Source organism: Halomicrobium mukohataei DSM 12286, assembly GCF_000023965.1.
Lineage (GTDB): Archaea > Halobacteriota > Halobacteria > Halobacteriales > Haloarculaceae > Halomicrobium > Halomicrobium mukohataei.
In genome coordinates this window covers 947744-961540 of the sequence record NC_013202.1, presented here as the reverse complement: position 1 = coordinate 961540, position 13797 = coordinate 947744, and the positions used below count along the sequence as shown (strand labels likewise).

The 13797-nt window shown below is 67.0% G+C and carries 14 protein-coding genes; 10 read left to right on the top strand and 4 right to left on the bottom strand.

All coding sequences use genetic code 11. The features are described from left to right. Window positions 1–10 precede the first annotated feature (10 nt). Entirely contained in the window at window positions 11–388 is a 378-nt protein-coding gene (locus HMUK_RS04785; protein WP_015761981.1) for a universal stress protein, read from the bottom strand. A gap of 87 nt (window positions 389–475) precedes the next feature. Here HMUK_RS04785 and HMUK_RS04780 point away from each other — a divergent pair, with 87 nt between their 5' ends. Together HMUK_RS04780 and HMUK_RS04775 are read left to right on the top strand one after the other, a co-directional pair. After that, window positions 476–2542 (top strand): helix-hairpin-helix domain-containing protein, encoded by a 2067-nt coding sequence (locus HMUK_RS04780; RefSeq protein WP_015761980.1) that lies wholly within the window; start codon window positions 476–478, stop codon window positions 2540–2542. Window positions 2543–2579: 37 nt separating this feature from the next. Beyond that, complete coding sequence (locus tag HMUK_RS04775) at window positions 2580–2996, top strand: plastocyanin/azurin family copper-binding protein (RefSeq protein ID WP_015761979.1); 417 nt, start codon at window positions 2580–2582, stop codon at window positions 2994–2996. A gap of 99 nt (window positions 2997–3095) precedes the next feature. Here HMUK_RS04775 and HMUK_RS04770 read toward each other — a convergent pair whose 3' ends face one another. After that, complete coding sequence (locus tag HMUK_RS04770; RefSeq protein ID WP_015761978.1) at window positions 3096–3383, bottom strand: hypothetical protein; 288 nt, start codon at window positions 3381–3383, stop codon at window positions 3096–3098. Between the two features lie 282 nt (window positions 3384–3665). Between HMUK_RS04770 and HMUK_RS04765 the strand changes: the two genes are divergently transcribed. Both HMUK_RS04765 and HMUK_RS04760 read left to right on the top strand, forming a co-directional pair. Next, on the top strand, window positions 3666–4793 hold the full coding sequence (locus HMUK_RS04765) for an ORC1-type DNA replication protein (RefSeq protein ID WP_015761977.1): 1128 nt from the start codon (window positions 3666–3668) through the stop codon (window positions 4791–4793). Window positions 4794–4867: 74 nt separating this feature from the next. Beyond that, entirely contained in the window at window positions 4868–5503 is a 636-nt protein-coding gene (locus HMUK_RS04760) for a rhomboid family intramembrane serine protease (protein ID WP_049940741.1), read from the top strand. A gap of 156 nt (window positions 5504–5659) precedes the next feature. On the opposite strand, the gene HMUK_RS04755 is transcribed toward HMUK_RS04760, so the two are convergent. Next, on the bottom strand, window positions 5660–6409 hold the full coding sequence (locus tag HMUK_RS04755) for a ribonuclease H-like domain-containing protein (protein ID WP_015761975.1): 750 nt from the start codon (window positions 6407–6409) through the stop codon (window positions 5660–5662). Window positions 6410–6607: 198 nt separating this feature from the next. On the opposite strand from HMUK_RS04755, the gene larE reads away from it, so the two are divergent. Together larE and HMUK_RS04745 are read left to right on the top strand one after the other, a co-directional pair. After that, window positions 6608–7477, top strand: a complete 870-nt coding sequence (larE, locus tag HMUK_RS04750) for an ATP-dependent sacrificial sulfur transferase LarE (protein ID WP_015761974.1) — start codon at window positions 6608–6610, stop codon at window positions 7475–7477. A 91-nt stretch (window positions 7478–7568) separates the two neighbouring features. Continuing rightward, the gene (locus tag HMUK_RS04745; RefSeq protein ID WP_015761973.1) at window positions 7569–8549 is read left to right on the top strand and encodes a sensor histidine kinase; all 981 of its coding nucleotides are present in this window, start codon (window positions 7569–7571) and stop codon (window positions 8547–8549) included. Here HMUK_RS04745 and HMUK_RS04740 read toward each other — a convergent pair. Beyond that, window positions 8546–10342 (bottom strand): twin-arginine translocase subunit TatC, encoded by a 1797-nt coding sequence (locus HMUK_RS04740; RefSeq protein ID WP_015761972.1) that lies wholly within the window; start codon window positions 10340–10342, stop codon window positions 8546–8548. The genes HMUK_RS04745 and HMUK_RS04740 overlap by 4 nt on opposite strands. Window positions 10343–10452: 110 nt before the next feature. On the opposite strand from HMUK_RS04740, the gene HMUK_RS04735 reads away from it, so the two are divergent. The 4 genes from HMUK_RS04735 (at window position 10453) to HMUK_RS04720 (ending at window position 13791) form a co-directional block, all read left to right on the top strand. After that, on the top strand, window positions 10453–12615 hold the full coding sequence (locus HMUK_RS04735; protein WP_049940740.1) for a twin-arginine translocase subunit TatC: 2163 nt from the start codon (window positions 10453–10455) through the stop codon (window positions 12613–12615). Window positions 12616–12716: 101 nt separating this feature from the next. Next, the gene (locus HMUK_RS04730; protein ID WP_015761970.1) at window positions 12717–12893 is read left to right on the top strand and encodes a ribbon-helix-helix domain-containing protein; all 177 of its coding nucleotides are present in this window, start codon (window positions 12717–12719) and stop codon (window positions 12891–12893) included. 123 nt (window positions 12894–13016) lie between these two features. Continuing rightward, complete coding sequence (locus HMUK_RS04725) at window positions 13017–13526, top strand: sugar O-acetyltransferase (protein WP_049940739.1); 510 nt, start codon at window positions 13017–13019, stop codon at window positions 13524–13526. Window positions 13527–13581: 55 nt separating this feature from the next. Beyond that, window positions 13582–13791 carry a DUF7472 family protein gene (locus HMUK_RS04720; RefSeq protein WP_015761969.1) on the top strand — a complete coding sequence of 70 codons (210 nt, stop codon included), beginning with the start codon at window positions 13582–13584 and terminating at the stop codon, window positions 13789–13791. The last annotated feature ends 6 nt before the right edge of the window (window positions 13792–13797 follow it).

Genomic DNA, 13797 nt, shown 5'->3' with positions numbered 1-13797 from the left:
CCGACACCACTCAGCGTTCGGGCAGCGGGACGACGACGACCGGACACGCCGCTCGTTCGAGGAGCGCCCGGAGGGTCGAGCCAACGCCCTCGGCTCCCTCGACGCCCCGGTTCGGCCCAGCCAGGACCACGTCGGGCGCTCGCCGTTCGATGGCATCGAGCAGCGTCTCGGTCGGATCGCCGTCGGGGGTCTCGACCGTCGGCGCGACGGCGGCCAGTCGCGACCGGGCGACGTTGGCCGCGTCACCGGCGTCGCGGTCGGGACTGGCGGCCTCGCGGACCGCCACGACGACGACCTCGTCGGTCGCCGGATCGAGGCGCTCCCGGAGGTAGTCGGCGGCAGCGGCCGTGACGTGGACGGACGACGTGGCGACGAGATACTCCGTCATGTCCGCTCGGTCGACCGCTGTCGGCAAATCCGTTGGGATCGCGACGAGCGGGAGACTTTTTTCCGCCGGGGTGCAGCAATCGGGTAGATGGAGCTCGAATCGGTCTCCGGCGTTGGGGAGAAGACGGCGGCGGCACTGGCCGAACTCGACGACCCCGAGCGGGCGCTGCGCGAGGGCGACGTGGCGACGCTGGCCCAGGCCCCGGGGATCAGCGAGGGACGGGCCGCCCGAATCGCGCGAGCGGCCATCCGAGACGAACACGACGACCCCGGCGGGTGGGCCGCGACCAGTCGCGCACGCGAGATTTACCGCGATGCGCTGGGACTGATACAGGACCGGACCGTCACCGACTACGCCCGGAAGCGTCTGGAGACGATCTATCCCAGCGGCGTCCCCGAACGCATCGAGAGCGTCCGGGAGCGAGCCCGAGCGGCGATGGAGCGAGAGCCGGACGACGCCGTCCTCGAAGCCCTGGCGGGCGTCGAACCGCTCGCCGACCCGAGCGACGTGCGCGTCCGAGACCGGTGTCTGGCGACGACCGACGCCGAGCGCTACGCCGAGGCACAGGCGGCGATCCCGGAAGTCACCGTCGAGGTGGTCGACGACGCCAGACAGCTCGCAGAGCTGGGTCGCAGCTACGCGACCGTCGTCGCCCTCGACGAGTCCTTCGCCGGCCTCGACGTGGAGGGCGACGTGCGCGTCCAGCCCGACGCACTGGAGAACCCGGCCGACGTGGTCCCCGAGCGCCCGCTGGCGTTTTTCACGCGCAACCGGGACCGAATCCGGGCGGCCGTCGCAGTACACCGCGTGGCCGACCTCGATTCCCCCTGTGATCTGGACGCCCTGGAGAGCGCGCTGGACCGGCTCGCCGAAGACGGCAGCGTGCGGGGCGACGACGAACTCGATCGCCTGACCGTCGCCGTCGACGATCTCGATGCGGCGGTCTCGACGGCCGAATCCGCCGCCAACGACCACCTCCGGGCGGCCATCGAAGAGCGAGACGTGACCATCGAGGGGACAGACCTGCTCTCGCTCGTCGAGCGAGGGGCCGGGGTGGACTCGCTGCTCTCCAGAGAGCTGGCCGACGAGTACGATGCCGCCATCTCGAAGGCTCGCGACCGCCTGATCGAGACGCTGGGGCTGACAGACACCGAGGCGGTCGCACGGCGGGCCTTCCCCGACGACCCGACCTACCCCGTCGAACACAACGAGGAGGCCGTCTCGCGCCTGCGCGAGGAGCTGACCGCCGCACGGGACCAGCGCGCCACGCGACTGAAACGAGAGCTGGCCGACGATCTCGCCGAGATGCGCGGGGCCGCCGAGAGCCTCGTCGAGACCGCGCTCGAACTGGACGTCGAGCTCGCGATCGCCCGGTTCGCCGCCGACTTCGACTGTACGATGCCCGTGGTCGGCGGGGTAGAGCCCGAGGGACGGAGCGCCTCGGAGCGGTCGGACGGGAGCGAGCCCCGAGACGGCGCGGACGATCCCGGCTTCGCCATCGAGGGCGGGCGCTCGCCGCTGCTGGACGTGCCCTTCGAAGCCGTCGAACCGGTCGACTACCGCGTCGACGGCGTGGCGCTGCTGTCGGGGGTCAACAGCGGCGGGAAGACCTCGACGCTGGACCTGGTGGCGCTGGTGACGACGCTTGCCCACATGGGCCTGCCCGTCCCGGCCGAGTCCGCCCGGATCGGCCGGGTGCGAGAACTCCACTACCACGCCAAGACCCAGGGGACGCTGGACGCGGGGGCCTTCGAGGCGACGCTGCGGGATTTCGGCGCGCTGGTAGCGGGCGTCGACGAGAGTCCGGAAGCCACTCGCGCCGACCGCGTGATGGTGCTGGTCGACGAACTGGAGTCGATCACGGAACCCGGCGCGGCGGCGACGATCGTCGCCGGCATCCTCGAAGCGCTGGCAGAGCGCGACGCGACGGGCGTGTTCGTCTCTCACCTCGCGGGCGACATCATCGACGCCGCCGACGCCGATTTGACCGTCGACGGGATTCAGGCCGAGGGACTGGTCGACGGCGAACTCCGGGTCAATCGCTCGCCCGTGAAGGGCCAGCTCGCCCGGTCGACGCCGGAGCTGATCGTCGAGAAGCTGGCAGACGACAGCGAGAGCGACTTTTACGGCGACTTACTCGGGAAGTTCGAGTAGCGAATCCTCTTTGGTCCTCCGTCACTGTGGTTCGACAATGCGACGACGCACGTTCCTCCGCGTGACCGGCGTGACCGCGACCGGCGCTCTGGCCGGCTGTGCCAGCAGCGGCGACTCGGAAACGGCCACGCCCGGCGACGACGAGGTGCTGGTCGGCCCGAACGGCAGGTACGTCTTCCAGCCCGACCCGCTGACCGTCTCGGCGGGCACGACGGTCACCTGGCGGTTCCAGAGCCCGAACCACAACGTCAGCTGTCGGCCCGACGGGTGGGACAGCGCCTCCCTTCCGGAGGGTGCCGAACCGTTCGCCAGCTACGAGGCGGGCAACAGCTACGAGACCCGCCAGGAAGGCGAGACCTTCGAGCACACCTTCGAGGTCCCGGGCACGTACGACTACATCTGCACGCCCCACGTGGCAAACGGGATGGTCGGGACGGTCGTCGTCGAGGAGTAGCGCGGTGCGAGGGTGAGCCACCAATGATCGGTGTGGTTGTTGGGTAAGTGTTCCAGTAGTATCGCTCGATACAGTGCAGGGCAAAGACGTGCTGGCTGGTCACGCGGACGACCGACGCCAGCGCAGTCGCACGAGAACACCGACGCCGACGACGAGACACGCGACACCGACGAAATCAAGCACGCCCATAGTTGTGTCGTCGACAGTCACAACCTGCTGATACGCCTGATTGGTGAGCGAATATGCGAGCACCAGAAGCATGATCCCAATGCCCTCTAACGAATCGTCCTCTCGATTCAGGATATAGCTGGTGAAGTACCAGATGATCGCAACGAGGGCTACACAGCCCAGCAGGAATGTCAGGGTCGTGAGAGCGGAGACAATCATCTATGTTTGACGGGCTCTAGCCGCCTGTCCATGATAGTAGGACAGACACGGCATAAAAATGCGTGGTAATTGGTCTTGAAACCACTATAGTAGCCATTGAAATTCAGTACACACTCGATCGCACGACAGCAGTGCGATCAGTATGTAGATCGTTTCAATTGTTACTATAGATCACAGAGAAGGGTTGCTGCCGACTCCCCGAATATCACGGGAGGAGCGCCGCAGTTACAGTTTCGCCACCCTGGGGAATCGTTAAGTGGCGCGCGGACCGCGGTGAAAGTGATGAGCGACGACCCGGAGGAGGGGATGCTCTCCTGGGACGAGTCCGTCTTTCGGGACGAGCACGTCTTCGAGATCGACTACGTCCCTCAGACGTTCGAACACCGGGAGAGCCAGATGGAGAACCTGAAGTACGCGCTCAGGCCCGCCGTGCGTGGCTCTCGCCCGCTGAACGTCATCGCTCGCGGACCGCCCGGCACCGGCAAGACGACGGCGACCCAGATCCTCTTCGACGAACTCACCGCCCAGACCGACGTGCAGGCGGTGCGGGTCAACTGTCAGGTCGATTCGACGCGCTACGCCGTCTTCTCGCGGCTGTTCGCCGAGATATTCGACTACGAGCCCCCCTCCTCCGGCATCTCCTTCAAGAAGCTGTTCTCCCAGATCACCGACCGCCTCGTCGAGCGCGAGGAGGTGCTGGTGGTGGCACTCGACGACGTGAACTACCTCTTCTACGAGTCCGAAGCCAGCGACACGCTATACTCGCTGTTGCGCGCCCACGAGGCTCACTCTGGGGCCAAGATCGGCGTCATCTGCATCTCCTCGGACCTCGATCTGGACGTGATCGACGCGCTCGATACGCGCGTCCAGAGCGTCTTCCGACCCGAAGAGATCTACTTCAACAGGTACGACGAGCCCGAGATCGTCGGCATCCTGCGAGAGCGGGCCGACCGCGGGTTCCACGACGGCGTCGTCGACACGACGGTGCTCGACCGCGTGGCCGAACTCACCGCCAAGCAGGGCGGGGACCTCCGTGTGGGAATCGACCTGCTCCGCCGAGCGGGGATGAACGCGGAGATGCGAGCGTCCCGCACCGTCGAGCGCGAGGACGTGGAAGACGCCTACGACAAGTCCAAGTACGTCCATCTCTCGCGACGGCTGCGGGAACTGTCGGAGTCGGAGGCCGCACTCGCGGAGGTGATCGCCCAGCACGACGGCCAGCGGGCCGGCGAGATCTACGACGCCTTCAACGACCAGACCGACCTGGGCTACACCCGCTACTCCGAGATCATCAACAAGCTCGACCAGCTGGGCGTCATCGAGGCCACCTACACCAACGTCGACGGCCGCGGGCGCTCGCGGGAACTCACCCTGCAGTACGATCCCGAGGCCGTCCTCGAACGGCTCTGATACCGCGGCTGTACGTCTGGGACGACCCCCGTCCAGACCGCGATTTTTTGTGCCAACGGTCCGTACGGACTGTAATGCGACGACGACTTCTGGGGAGTCCGACGGTGATGACCCTGGCCGTGTTCCTCGCGGTGTTTCTCTGTCAGGAACTCGTGTCGCTGGTCGCGGGTGGCGTCGCGATGCAGTCGCTGTTCGTGCTGACGACGCCGGTGACCCACAACCCGTGGACGGTCGTGACGAGCGTCTACGCCCACAGCGGCGTCTCGCACCTGGTCGCGAACGCGGTCGCGCTGGCGGTCGTCGGAATCTTGCTGGAACGCCAGACGACGCCGGCCCGCTTTCACGCCTTCTTCGTGGTCGCGGGGGCGCTCTCGGGGCTCGCCGAGGTGTGGCTCGCGCCGCTGGTGGGTGCGGTGCTTGGCGGCGCGGGCCAGGTGAGCGTACTGGGCGGGAGCGGGGCAGTCTTCGCACTGGCGGGGTACCTGCTGACCAGCAACCGACTCACGGATCGCGTCGTCGGTACGATTCAGCTCAGCCCGCGACTGCAACTGGCGGCCTTCGCGGCGATCGCGGTCGTCGTCACGCTGGCCACGGCCCGGCCACAGGTCGCGCTCGTCGCACACTTCACCGGTCTGTTGCTGGGGCTGGTGGCCGGCCGCGTCCACGTGTTGCGCCCGCGCCAGAAGGGAGCCCAGCCAGAGCCAGCGTGATACTGCCGGCTGTTGGACAGACGTACAGCCGGCAGTATGAGACGGCTGCGAGTTCGGTACGAGAGGGCGTCGACTGGACCAGTCCACCATCCCCGCAGAGACAGATGGCACTCGATTTGGGTCGATGGGTTCTGCACTCGAAATAGAGGGGTGGCGCTACTGGCTGGCCGGGTCGACGAACACTCGCTCGTCGAGACGGGTCGTCACCCGATCGGCCAGCGTCCGGAGGTTGACGGCGTCCTCGCGGTTGTAGCTGATCAGCGTCTCCAGGGACCCGTCCTCGCCGCGCTCGTGTTCCTTCCACAGGCGGACGGCGTCCTGCCCGGAGATGTCGGGTCGGTCACGCTCGATGCCGATGTCCTGCTCGATCTGTTTGAGCCCGCCGCTGAGGCCCAGTTGCTTGCAGGTGTACAGCAGGTCGAGGTGGGGCAGGTCCAGATCCACGTCGAAGTTGGCTTCGAGGAAGGGCACGTCGAAGCGCTTGCCGTTGAACGTCACCAGCAGGTCGGCGTCGCCGACCGTCGCCGACAGCGCCTCGGCAGTCAGGTCGTCGCCGGCCACGAGCGTCTCGGTGTCGCCGCCCTGGTGGAAACTCACCGTCGTCACCTGATTGCGTTGCTGGTCCAACCCGGTAGTCTCGATGTCGAAGAAACAGGCCCGCTCGGCGAACGTCTCGTACACCCGCCAGCGCTCGCCGGAGGGGAACTGCTCGTCGAAGTAGGCCACGTCGTCGTCGGCCAGTCGCCCTCGGCCCTCGTCGATGAACGTCTCGATGCGTTCGCCGGTCTTCTGTCCGACGGTGCTGGGCTCGAAGTCGTCCCAGTGGGTGATTCCGGACTCCCACAGAGTTCGTTCGGTCTGCTCGCCGACACCGCGGACCCCGATGAAACTGTTCTCGACGCGCACGCTCCCATAGGTGGTGTGGTCGCTCATAAATGAGTCGGTCCGGTCGGTCGGCGTCTTGGCGACCGAAGCGAGCGTCTCATCCGCCGCCGTGAGAGTCCCACCGAAGCGTCAGCGGAGCCGCCTTCGATCGTGTCAGCGATCGACCCTGTGAACGGCTAACGCAACGGGCTTTTGGCCGTCCGCACCGAACGACGGTGCATGACTGCCGTCGAGACCAAGCTCGACGCCGCACGGGCCGATCTGGCCGACCGAGAGGGCGTCTTGATCGCCTTCTCGGGTGGCGTCGACTCCAGCGTCGTCGCCGCACTCGCCCACGACGCGCTGGGCGACGACGCCGTCGCCTGTACCGCAAAGAGCGAGACGCTCCCCGAAGCCGAGCTTGTCGACGCCAACCGCGTCGCCGACGAGATCGGCATCCGCCACGAGATCGTCGAGTTCAGCGAACTCGACAGCGAGGCGTTCGTCGCCAACGACGACGAACGGTGTTATCACTGCCGTTCGATGCGCCTCTCGGCGATGTACGACGAGGCCCGCCGGCTGGGCATCGACGTGGTCTGTGACGGCACCAACGCCTCGGACCCCGGCGAGGGGCACCGTCCCGGCCTCCGGGCCGTCGAGGAGTTGAACGCCTACTCGCCGCTGCTGGAACACGACATCACCAAAGAGGAGGTCCGCGAGATCGCTCGCGAGTACGACCTGTCCGTTGCCGACAAGCCCTCGATGGCCTGTCTCTCCTCCCGGATCCCCACGGGACTGGAAGTGACCGAGGACCGGCTCTCTCGCGTCGAGAAGGCCGAGCAGCTCCTGCGAACGTGGGGCTTCGAGCAGTTCCGCGTGCGTGACCACGACGGGCTCGCTCGCATCGAGGTCGGCGAAGACGAACTCGACGTGGCGCTGGATCCCGACTTCGTCCGGGCCGCCCGCGACCACGTCGCTGATCTCGGTTTCGACCACGTGACGCTGGATCTCCACGGCTACCAGACCGGGAGCGTGAGCCCCGACGACGACCCCGAGGACGACGCTGTCGTCGAAGACGTGTTCTCGACTGAGTACCCGACCGGAGAGTGAGGCGGCTCCGCCGGGCCATTTATATTTCCTACAAGAGAAATGCGAGATTAAAACGCCAATCATTTAGCACCGGCGTCACCTCGGACAGGATATGCCCCCGGTCGTCTACGTCGGTCCACAGGAGCGAGGTCTCGCCTTCGAGCGTGCCGTCACCGGGTCGGTGCTCGCAGTGGAGACACCCGACGAACGCGTTCTCGACGACCCCCGTACGTCCGTCGTGGTCGTCGATCCCGTCGGCGAAGTAGACGCGACACGCCTGGCAGACGCCCCCGTGACGGTGCTGGCCGCCGAGACCAGCGACCTCCCGGACGGCGTCGTCGACGAGTGCGTCGCCGTCGACGGGGATCCCACGGCGGCGCTCGCCGACCACGTCGACGCGCTCGTCGACGGCAGTCCCGAAGCGGTCGACGGCCGTGGAGAACTGCGACGCCAGAGCGAGCGGCTCGACACGCTCACCAGCAGCATCTCACACGACCTCCAGACGCCGATCCAGCTCGCGATCACGCAGCTCGAACTGTACAGAGAGACCGGCGACGAGTCCCACCTCGATCGGCTCGCAGACGCTCACGAGCGGATGCAGCGTCTGATCGACGACCTCCTGACCCTGGCGCGACAGGGCGACACCGTCGACGAGCCCCAGCGGGTGTCGCTGGCGTCGGTGTGTGAAGACGCCTGGCGGGGCATCGACACCGGCGGGGCACGACTTCGGGTCCGTGCCGACGCGACTCTCACCACCACGCCCGGACGGCTCGACCGGTTGCTCTCGAATCTCTTCGTCAACGCCGTCGATCACGCCGCAGACGACGTGACCGTCACGGTCGGGCTCCTCCCCGAGGGCGACGGCTTCTACGTCGCCGACGACGGCGACGGGATCGGCCCGGCCGATCGCGACCGGATCTTCGAGCGGGGGTACACGACCAGCGACACGGGAACTGGGTTCGGGCTGGCGATCGTCGCCGAGATCGTCGACGCGCACGGCTGGTCGATCGCGGTCACGGACCAGCAGTCGGCGGGAGAATCGTCCGGGACGCGGTTCGAAGTGTCCAGAATCTCGTCGCTCGAAGACGCCTAGGCCTCGTCCGTCGTCGGCGTCTGGGCGTCGTCGTCGCCCTCACGCCAGCGAAGCACGGCGACGAACAGTTCGTACAGGACCACCAGTCCGACACCGACCAGCGCCGCCCGCGTCGGCGACAGGGCCAGATCGCGAGCGGCGGTGACGAGCGTCGGCGTCGGGCTCCCGAAGTAGCCGACGACGACCGCACCGAGCCAGACGGGGATCCGGGCATCTTCGACCGCGAGGCGTGCCTTGAGCGCCCGCCGCGAGCGGCCGTAGCGCCTGAGCAGGAAGGCTCCGATCTCGAACAGCGCGATCAGCGCACCCGCGATGATCGCCGGTGTCGCGATCGGCCCACCCGAACTCGCGAGTTGGTCGATCACGACCTGTGGCAGCGCGTCGTAGTAGCCCGGCGGGATCGGGCCGCTACTGGCGACGTAACCGCCCAGCGCCGCGGCGAGGTAGGCGGCCGGCCGGCGGTCTGCGGCCTCCTCGGCCGTCGGGATCGGCGAACCGGTGCCGGTCCAGCGAAGCAGGGTCAGCGTCCCCTCGAACAGGACGATCATCGTCACCGCGACGATCAGCGGTGCCATCCCGGTCGGGTCCGGGCTAAAGAGGAAGGCGACGGCGGCGAAGCCACCCCAGAAGTACAGCCGGCGGTCTTCGAGCCACTGGCGGGTCGTCACGCCCATCATGATCGCCAGCATCACCAGCAGCGGGATCTGGAAGACCAGCGCGAAGAACCCGAGCATCAGGACCATGAGATTGAACGTCTCGGTCAGCCCGAACGCCGTCGTCGCCGCCTGTTCGCTGTACTCCGTGAAGTAGGCAAAGAGCGAGGGGAGCACGGCGAAGTACGCGAATCCGACGCCGACGACGGCCAGCACGAGGCTCGTGGGCACGGCCGCGAGGTAGTAGCGTCGCTCGCGGGGGTAGAGGCCGGGGCGCATGAACCGATAGGTTTGGTAGACGCCCACCGGCAGTGCGATGATCAGCCCGACCAGCGTCGACACCTTCAGACGCGCGAGCACCAGCGAGAGCGGGTGGTAGACGCGGGGCTTGACACCGCAGTCCGGGCCGGGACAGAGCGCCGGATCGCCCAGGAACGAGTACCACAGGAAGTTGATCAGGTCGTTGGCGTAGAACACGACGATCCCGGCGACGCCGAACATGACGAGCCCGACCGCCAGGAACCGCAGCGCCATCTCCTCGACGTGTTCGGTCAGGGGCATCTCCTCGTCGTCGGGAGCCGTCGACGGCCCGACGTCGTCCGGCGGCGACGGCGGTTCGCGATCGCGCGTCGGCCGCGCCGTCGCACTGGCGGCAGTACCGCCCCCCTTCGGCGTCGGTCCGGGAGCGTGGACCTGCTTTGGCTCCTCCGAGTCGTCGGCATCACCGTCGTCGGCGTCCGACGAGTCGTCTGCGTCCGCCCCACTGTCCTCGGAATCGTCGGCGTCCGACGAGTCGTCGGCCTCGTCGGCCCGGCGGGCGTCGCCGCGTGCCTGCGTCTGATCTCGGCGGGCGGCCGGCGACAGCTCCTCGTCGTCGCCGGACTCGTCGACTTCGTTCTCTGGGTCGTGGTCTTTCCACCACTCCTGTGGATCGTCGTCCGAGTCGGGGGCTCCGTCTTCGTCTTCCGGGTGGTCCGCCGAGTCCTCCACCGAGTCCTCCGTCGCGTCGGACGCGTCGTCGGCTTTCGCGTCGACGGCGGTCGACGAGGGTACCTGCTGCTCGTCGGCCGGGGACTCCTCCGAGTGGGAGTCGCCCGGCTCCTCGCTGGCTCGCTCGTCGTCGCCGTCGCGGTCGCCCATCTGTGGCCCCCTTGGCTGCTCGTTGTTGTAAACTTTCTTTTCGCAGTCCCGGCGGGAGCGTTCGCGCGATGAACAAATTGATAACGCAGAGTCGGCAAGTCTCCGACCAGATGTCTACGGGGCTCGACGAAGACACGATGCGGTCGGTCCAGAGCGGCCGCGAGACGATGGGCTCGATGCTCAGAGCCGCGCAAAAACACCTCCAGAAGGTGTTCATCGTCTGGGTCGTCGGCCTCGTCGGAACGATCTACGCGCTCCAGGAGTTCCTGTGGGATCGGTTGAAGGCGGACATGATCGAACGGACCGCCGAAGAGGCCGACATCGTCGCCGTCACGCCCTTCGACGTGATCCTCTTGCAGGTGAAAATCGGGGCGGTCATCGGCATCCTCCTCGCGCTCCCCTTCCTGATCTACTACAGCCGCGACGCGCTGCGCGAACGCGATCTGTGGCCCGCCGACAGGGTGCCACTGTGGAAGCTCTGGAGTCTGCTGTTGATCGCTATCGGCCTGTTCGTCGGCGGGATCCTCTACTCCTATAACCTCTTTTTCCCGCTGATGTTCGACTTCCTGGCGGAAAACGCCGACGCCGCCGGCTTCCGACCGGACTACTCGATCACGAAGTGGGTCGGGTTCGTCGCGCTGCTTGGCTTCTCGTTCGGATTGGCGGCCCAGCTCCCGCTGTTTATGAGTGCGCTGAGCTACACCGGCATCGTCCCCTACGAGACGTTCCGCGACCGCTGGCGGGTCGCGGTGGTCCTGATCTTCGGGTTCGGTGCGCTGTTCTCGCCGCCGGACCCGTTCACGCAGGTGATGTGGGCGCTGCCGCTCGTCGGGCTGTACGTCGTCAGCCTCGGTATCTCGAAGATACTGGTGTTGACAAAGCGGGCCGGCGAGGAAGTCGGTGCGAAGAGCGTCGCACGCACGCGCTGGAACAAGCTCGCCGCCGGGGCGGTCGTGGCCGGCGGCGTGGTGTACTACCTGCTGGCGACGCCCGCGTTCCAGTACATCCGGGCGTTCGCCGCGTGGTTCCCCTCCGACCGGCTCACCGGCGATGTCGCTCGCCCGGACCTGCTCGGACTGGGAACGGAGACGACCGCGATCGCCATCGCAGCCGTGTTCGGACTGGTGGCTGCGGTCGTCGTCCTGTACTACTACATGATCCAGGCCCTCGACGTGGCGGCCGCCGAAGCGGGCAACTACGGCGATCCGACGGCCATCGACATCGAACCGCTGAGCGCCGGTGCCGTCCGGAGCGCGCCGGTCCAGCGGTTCCAAGAGATGGAAGAGCAGGAAGCGCTCGAACTGGCCCAGTCGGCGATGGACGACGGGAACCCGGACAAGGCCGAGGCGATCCTGGGACGCTGGGACTTCGCCCAGGACACGATGGCTGGCACGGGCGAAGCGGCCGAGGACGACGACGAGGACGACGCCGACGTGGTCACCTCGACGACGGCCGGCGTGATGAACGCCTTCACCGAGGAGGAGACCACCGAGGACGACATCGGCGGCTACTACCACGACATCGCCTTCATCCTCGACTCGCTGACCTCGAAGGCGATCTGGTTCGTCGGCACGTTCATGGCGATCTCCGGGGCCGCCTTCGTCTTCCTGTACTCCGGGGGCATCGGCGACATCCGGAACACGTTCGTCAGCAACCTCCCGCCGTCGATGCGGGCCGACGTGACGTTCGTCAACCTCCACCCGGTCGAGCACCTGATCTTCATCGTGAAGTTCTCCGCGATCCTGGGCGCGGTGTCGGTGTTACCGCTGATCGTCTACTTCGCCTGGCCGGCGCTGAAAGAGCGTGGCTTCGTCGGCGGTCAGCGTGGCGTGCTCGGGATCTGGAGCGGGACCGTCATCGCGTCGATGGTCGGCGGGAGCCTCGTCGGGTTCACCTACGTCGCCCCGACGGTGATCTCCTGGCTGGCCTTCGACGTGCTCCAGTCGGGGATGATCATCTCCTACCGCGTCGCCAAGTTCGGCTGGCTCGTGCTCGCGCTGACGGTCGGGATCGGACTGCTGTTCGAGATCCCGGTGACGATGTTGCTGTTCCACCGCGGGAACATCATCACCTTCCAGTCGGTCCAGGACCGCTGGCGAACCGTCACGCTCGGGGTGTTCGTCGCCGGAGCCCTGTTCTCGCCGAAGGGCATCTTCACGATGTTCCTCGTCTCGGTCCCGGTGACGATCGCCTTCCTCGTCGGTCTCGGGGTGCTGTGGCTCTACACCCTCGGTGGCAGACGGGCACCCGAGGGTGCCGAGCCGGCAGACTGACGCTGCCGGCAGTATGACCGCCGACGCGGGACGCTCGACACGCTCGTGGTGGGCCGGGCCGGAAACCCGTTTTTATGTGCGGCGGCGTCCCTACCCTAGCTATGCCCAAGATCAGCGTGGAAGTGCCCGCGGAGCTACTGGACGACCTGGACAAGCACGTCGGCGACGAGGGGAAGTTCGTCAACCGCAGCGAGGCGATCCGAGCGTCCGTTCGCAAGACGCTGGACATCTTAGACGAGATCGACGAGCGAGAGGGTCGACTGGACGACGAGTACTGATGCCGTCGGAGTTAGAGAAGATGCTCGCTGGGAACGCCTACGATCCCAGCGGTCCGGAGCTATAGTAGCCATTGAAAATCAATGCACACCCGATCGCACGACGGCACTGCGATCGGTGTGTAAATCGTTTCAATTGTTACTATAGTCGCGGGGCGCAGCCGAGCCGACGAACTGACCAGTGCGTACAACGAGACGCCGCCCGACCCACGGGAACGCCGTCGGGAACTACTCGACGAACTGTTCGGGACGGTCGGGGAGGCGACGGTCGAGCCACCGCTGGGCTGTGACTACGGCTTCAACGTCCACGTCGGCGACGATTTCTACGCGAACGTCGACTGCGTCTTCCTGGACGTGTGTGAGATCACGTTCGGCGAGCACTGTCTGCTCGGTCCCGGGGTCCACGCCTACACGGCGACGCACCCGCTGGACGCCGAGGAACGTGCTGCCGGACTGGAGATGGGTGATCCCGTGACCGGCGGCGATCACGTCTGGATCGGCGGCCGGGCCGTCCTGACGCCGGGAGTGACCGTCGGGGACCGCGCGGTCGTGGCCGCCGGAGCCGTCGTCACCGACGACGTGCCCTCGGACGTGGTCGTGGCCGGCAATCCGGCGACGGTCGTCAAGGAGCTGTGACCCCGGTGGCGCGGGCTTCGAAGCGCTTTTGCCGGCCCCGGGGATACGGACGAGCATGTCTCTCGATCGGGAGACGGTCACGCAGATCGCGCTGTCGGCCGTCGCCGTCTTGCTGTTCATCGCCGGTACGATCGTCGTGAGTACGAACTACGGAGCGAACGGCGACCTCACGCAGGAGGGTGGCATCGCACTCGTAGCAGCCATCGCGGCGTTCGTCGTGGTCATGCTGGCGGCCGGCCTCTTCCTGGAGCGCCGGGAGTTCTGAACGCCG

What these genes read in the sequence shown, in the direction of transcription:
- HMUK_RS04785 (WP_015761981.1), bottom strand. Translation starts at nt 388, where the DNA reads ATGACGGAGTATCTCGTCGCCACGTCGTCCGTCCACGTCACGGCCGCT.
- HMUK_RS04780 (WP_015761980.1), top strand. Translation starts at nt 476, where the DNA reads ATGGAGCTCGAATCGGTCTCCGGCGTTGGGGAGAAGACGGCGGCGGCA.
- HMUK_RS04775 (WP_015761979.1), top strand. Translation starts at nt 2,580, where the DNA reads ATGCGACGACGCACGTTCCTCCGCGTGACCGGCGTGACCGCGACCGGC.
- HMUK_RS04770 (WP_015761978.1), bottom strand. Translation starts at nt 3,383, where the DNA reads ATGATTGTCTCCGCTCTCACGACCCTGACATTCCTGCTGGGCTGTGTA.
- HMUK_RS04765 (WP_015761977.1), top strand. Translation starts at nt 3,666, where the DNA reads ATGAGCGACGACCCGGAGGAGGGGATGCTCTCCTGGGACGAGTCCGTC.
- HMUK_RS04760 (WP_049940741.1), top strand. Translation starts at nt 4,868, where the DNA reads ATGCGACGACGACTTCTGGGGAGTCCGACGGTGATGACCCTGGCCGTG.
- larE (WP_015761974.1), top strand. Translation starts at nt 6,608, where the DNA reads ATGACTGCCGTCGAGACCAAGCTCGACGCCGCACGGGCCGATCTGGCC.
- HMUK_RS04745 (WP_015761973.1), top strand. Translation starts at nt 7,569, where the DNA reads ATGCCCCCGGTCGTCTACGTCGGTCCACAGGAGCGAGGTCTCGCCTTC.
- HMUK_RS04740 (WP_015761972.1), bottom strand. Translation starts at nt 10,342, where the DNA reads ATGGGCGACCGCGACGGCGACGACGAGCGAGCCAGCGAGGAGCCGGGC.
- HMUK_RS04735 (WP_049940740.1), top strand. Translation starts at nt 10,453, where the DNA reads ATGTCTACGGGGCTCGACGAAGACACGATGCGGTCGGTCCAGAGCGGC.
- HMUK_RS04730 (WP_015761970.1), top strand. Translation starts at nt 12,717, where the DNA reads ATGCCCAAGATCAGCGTGGAAGTGCCCGCGGAGCTACTGGACGACCTG.
- HMUK_RS04720 (WP_015761969.1), top strand. Translation starts at nt 13,582, where the DNA reads ATGTCTCTCGATCGGGAGACGGTCACGCAGATCGCGCTGTCGGCCGTC.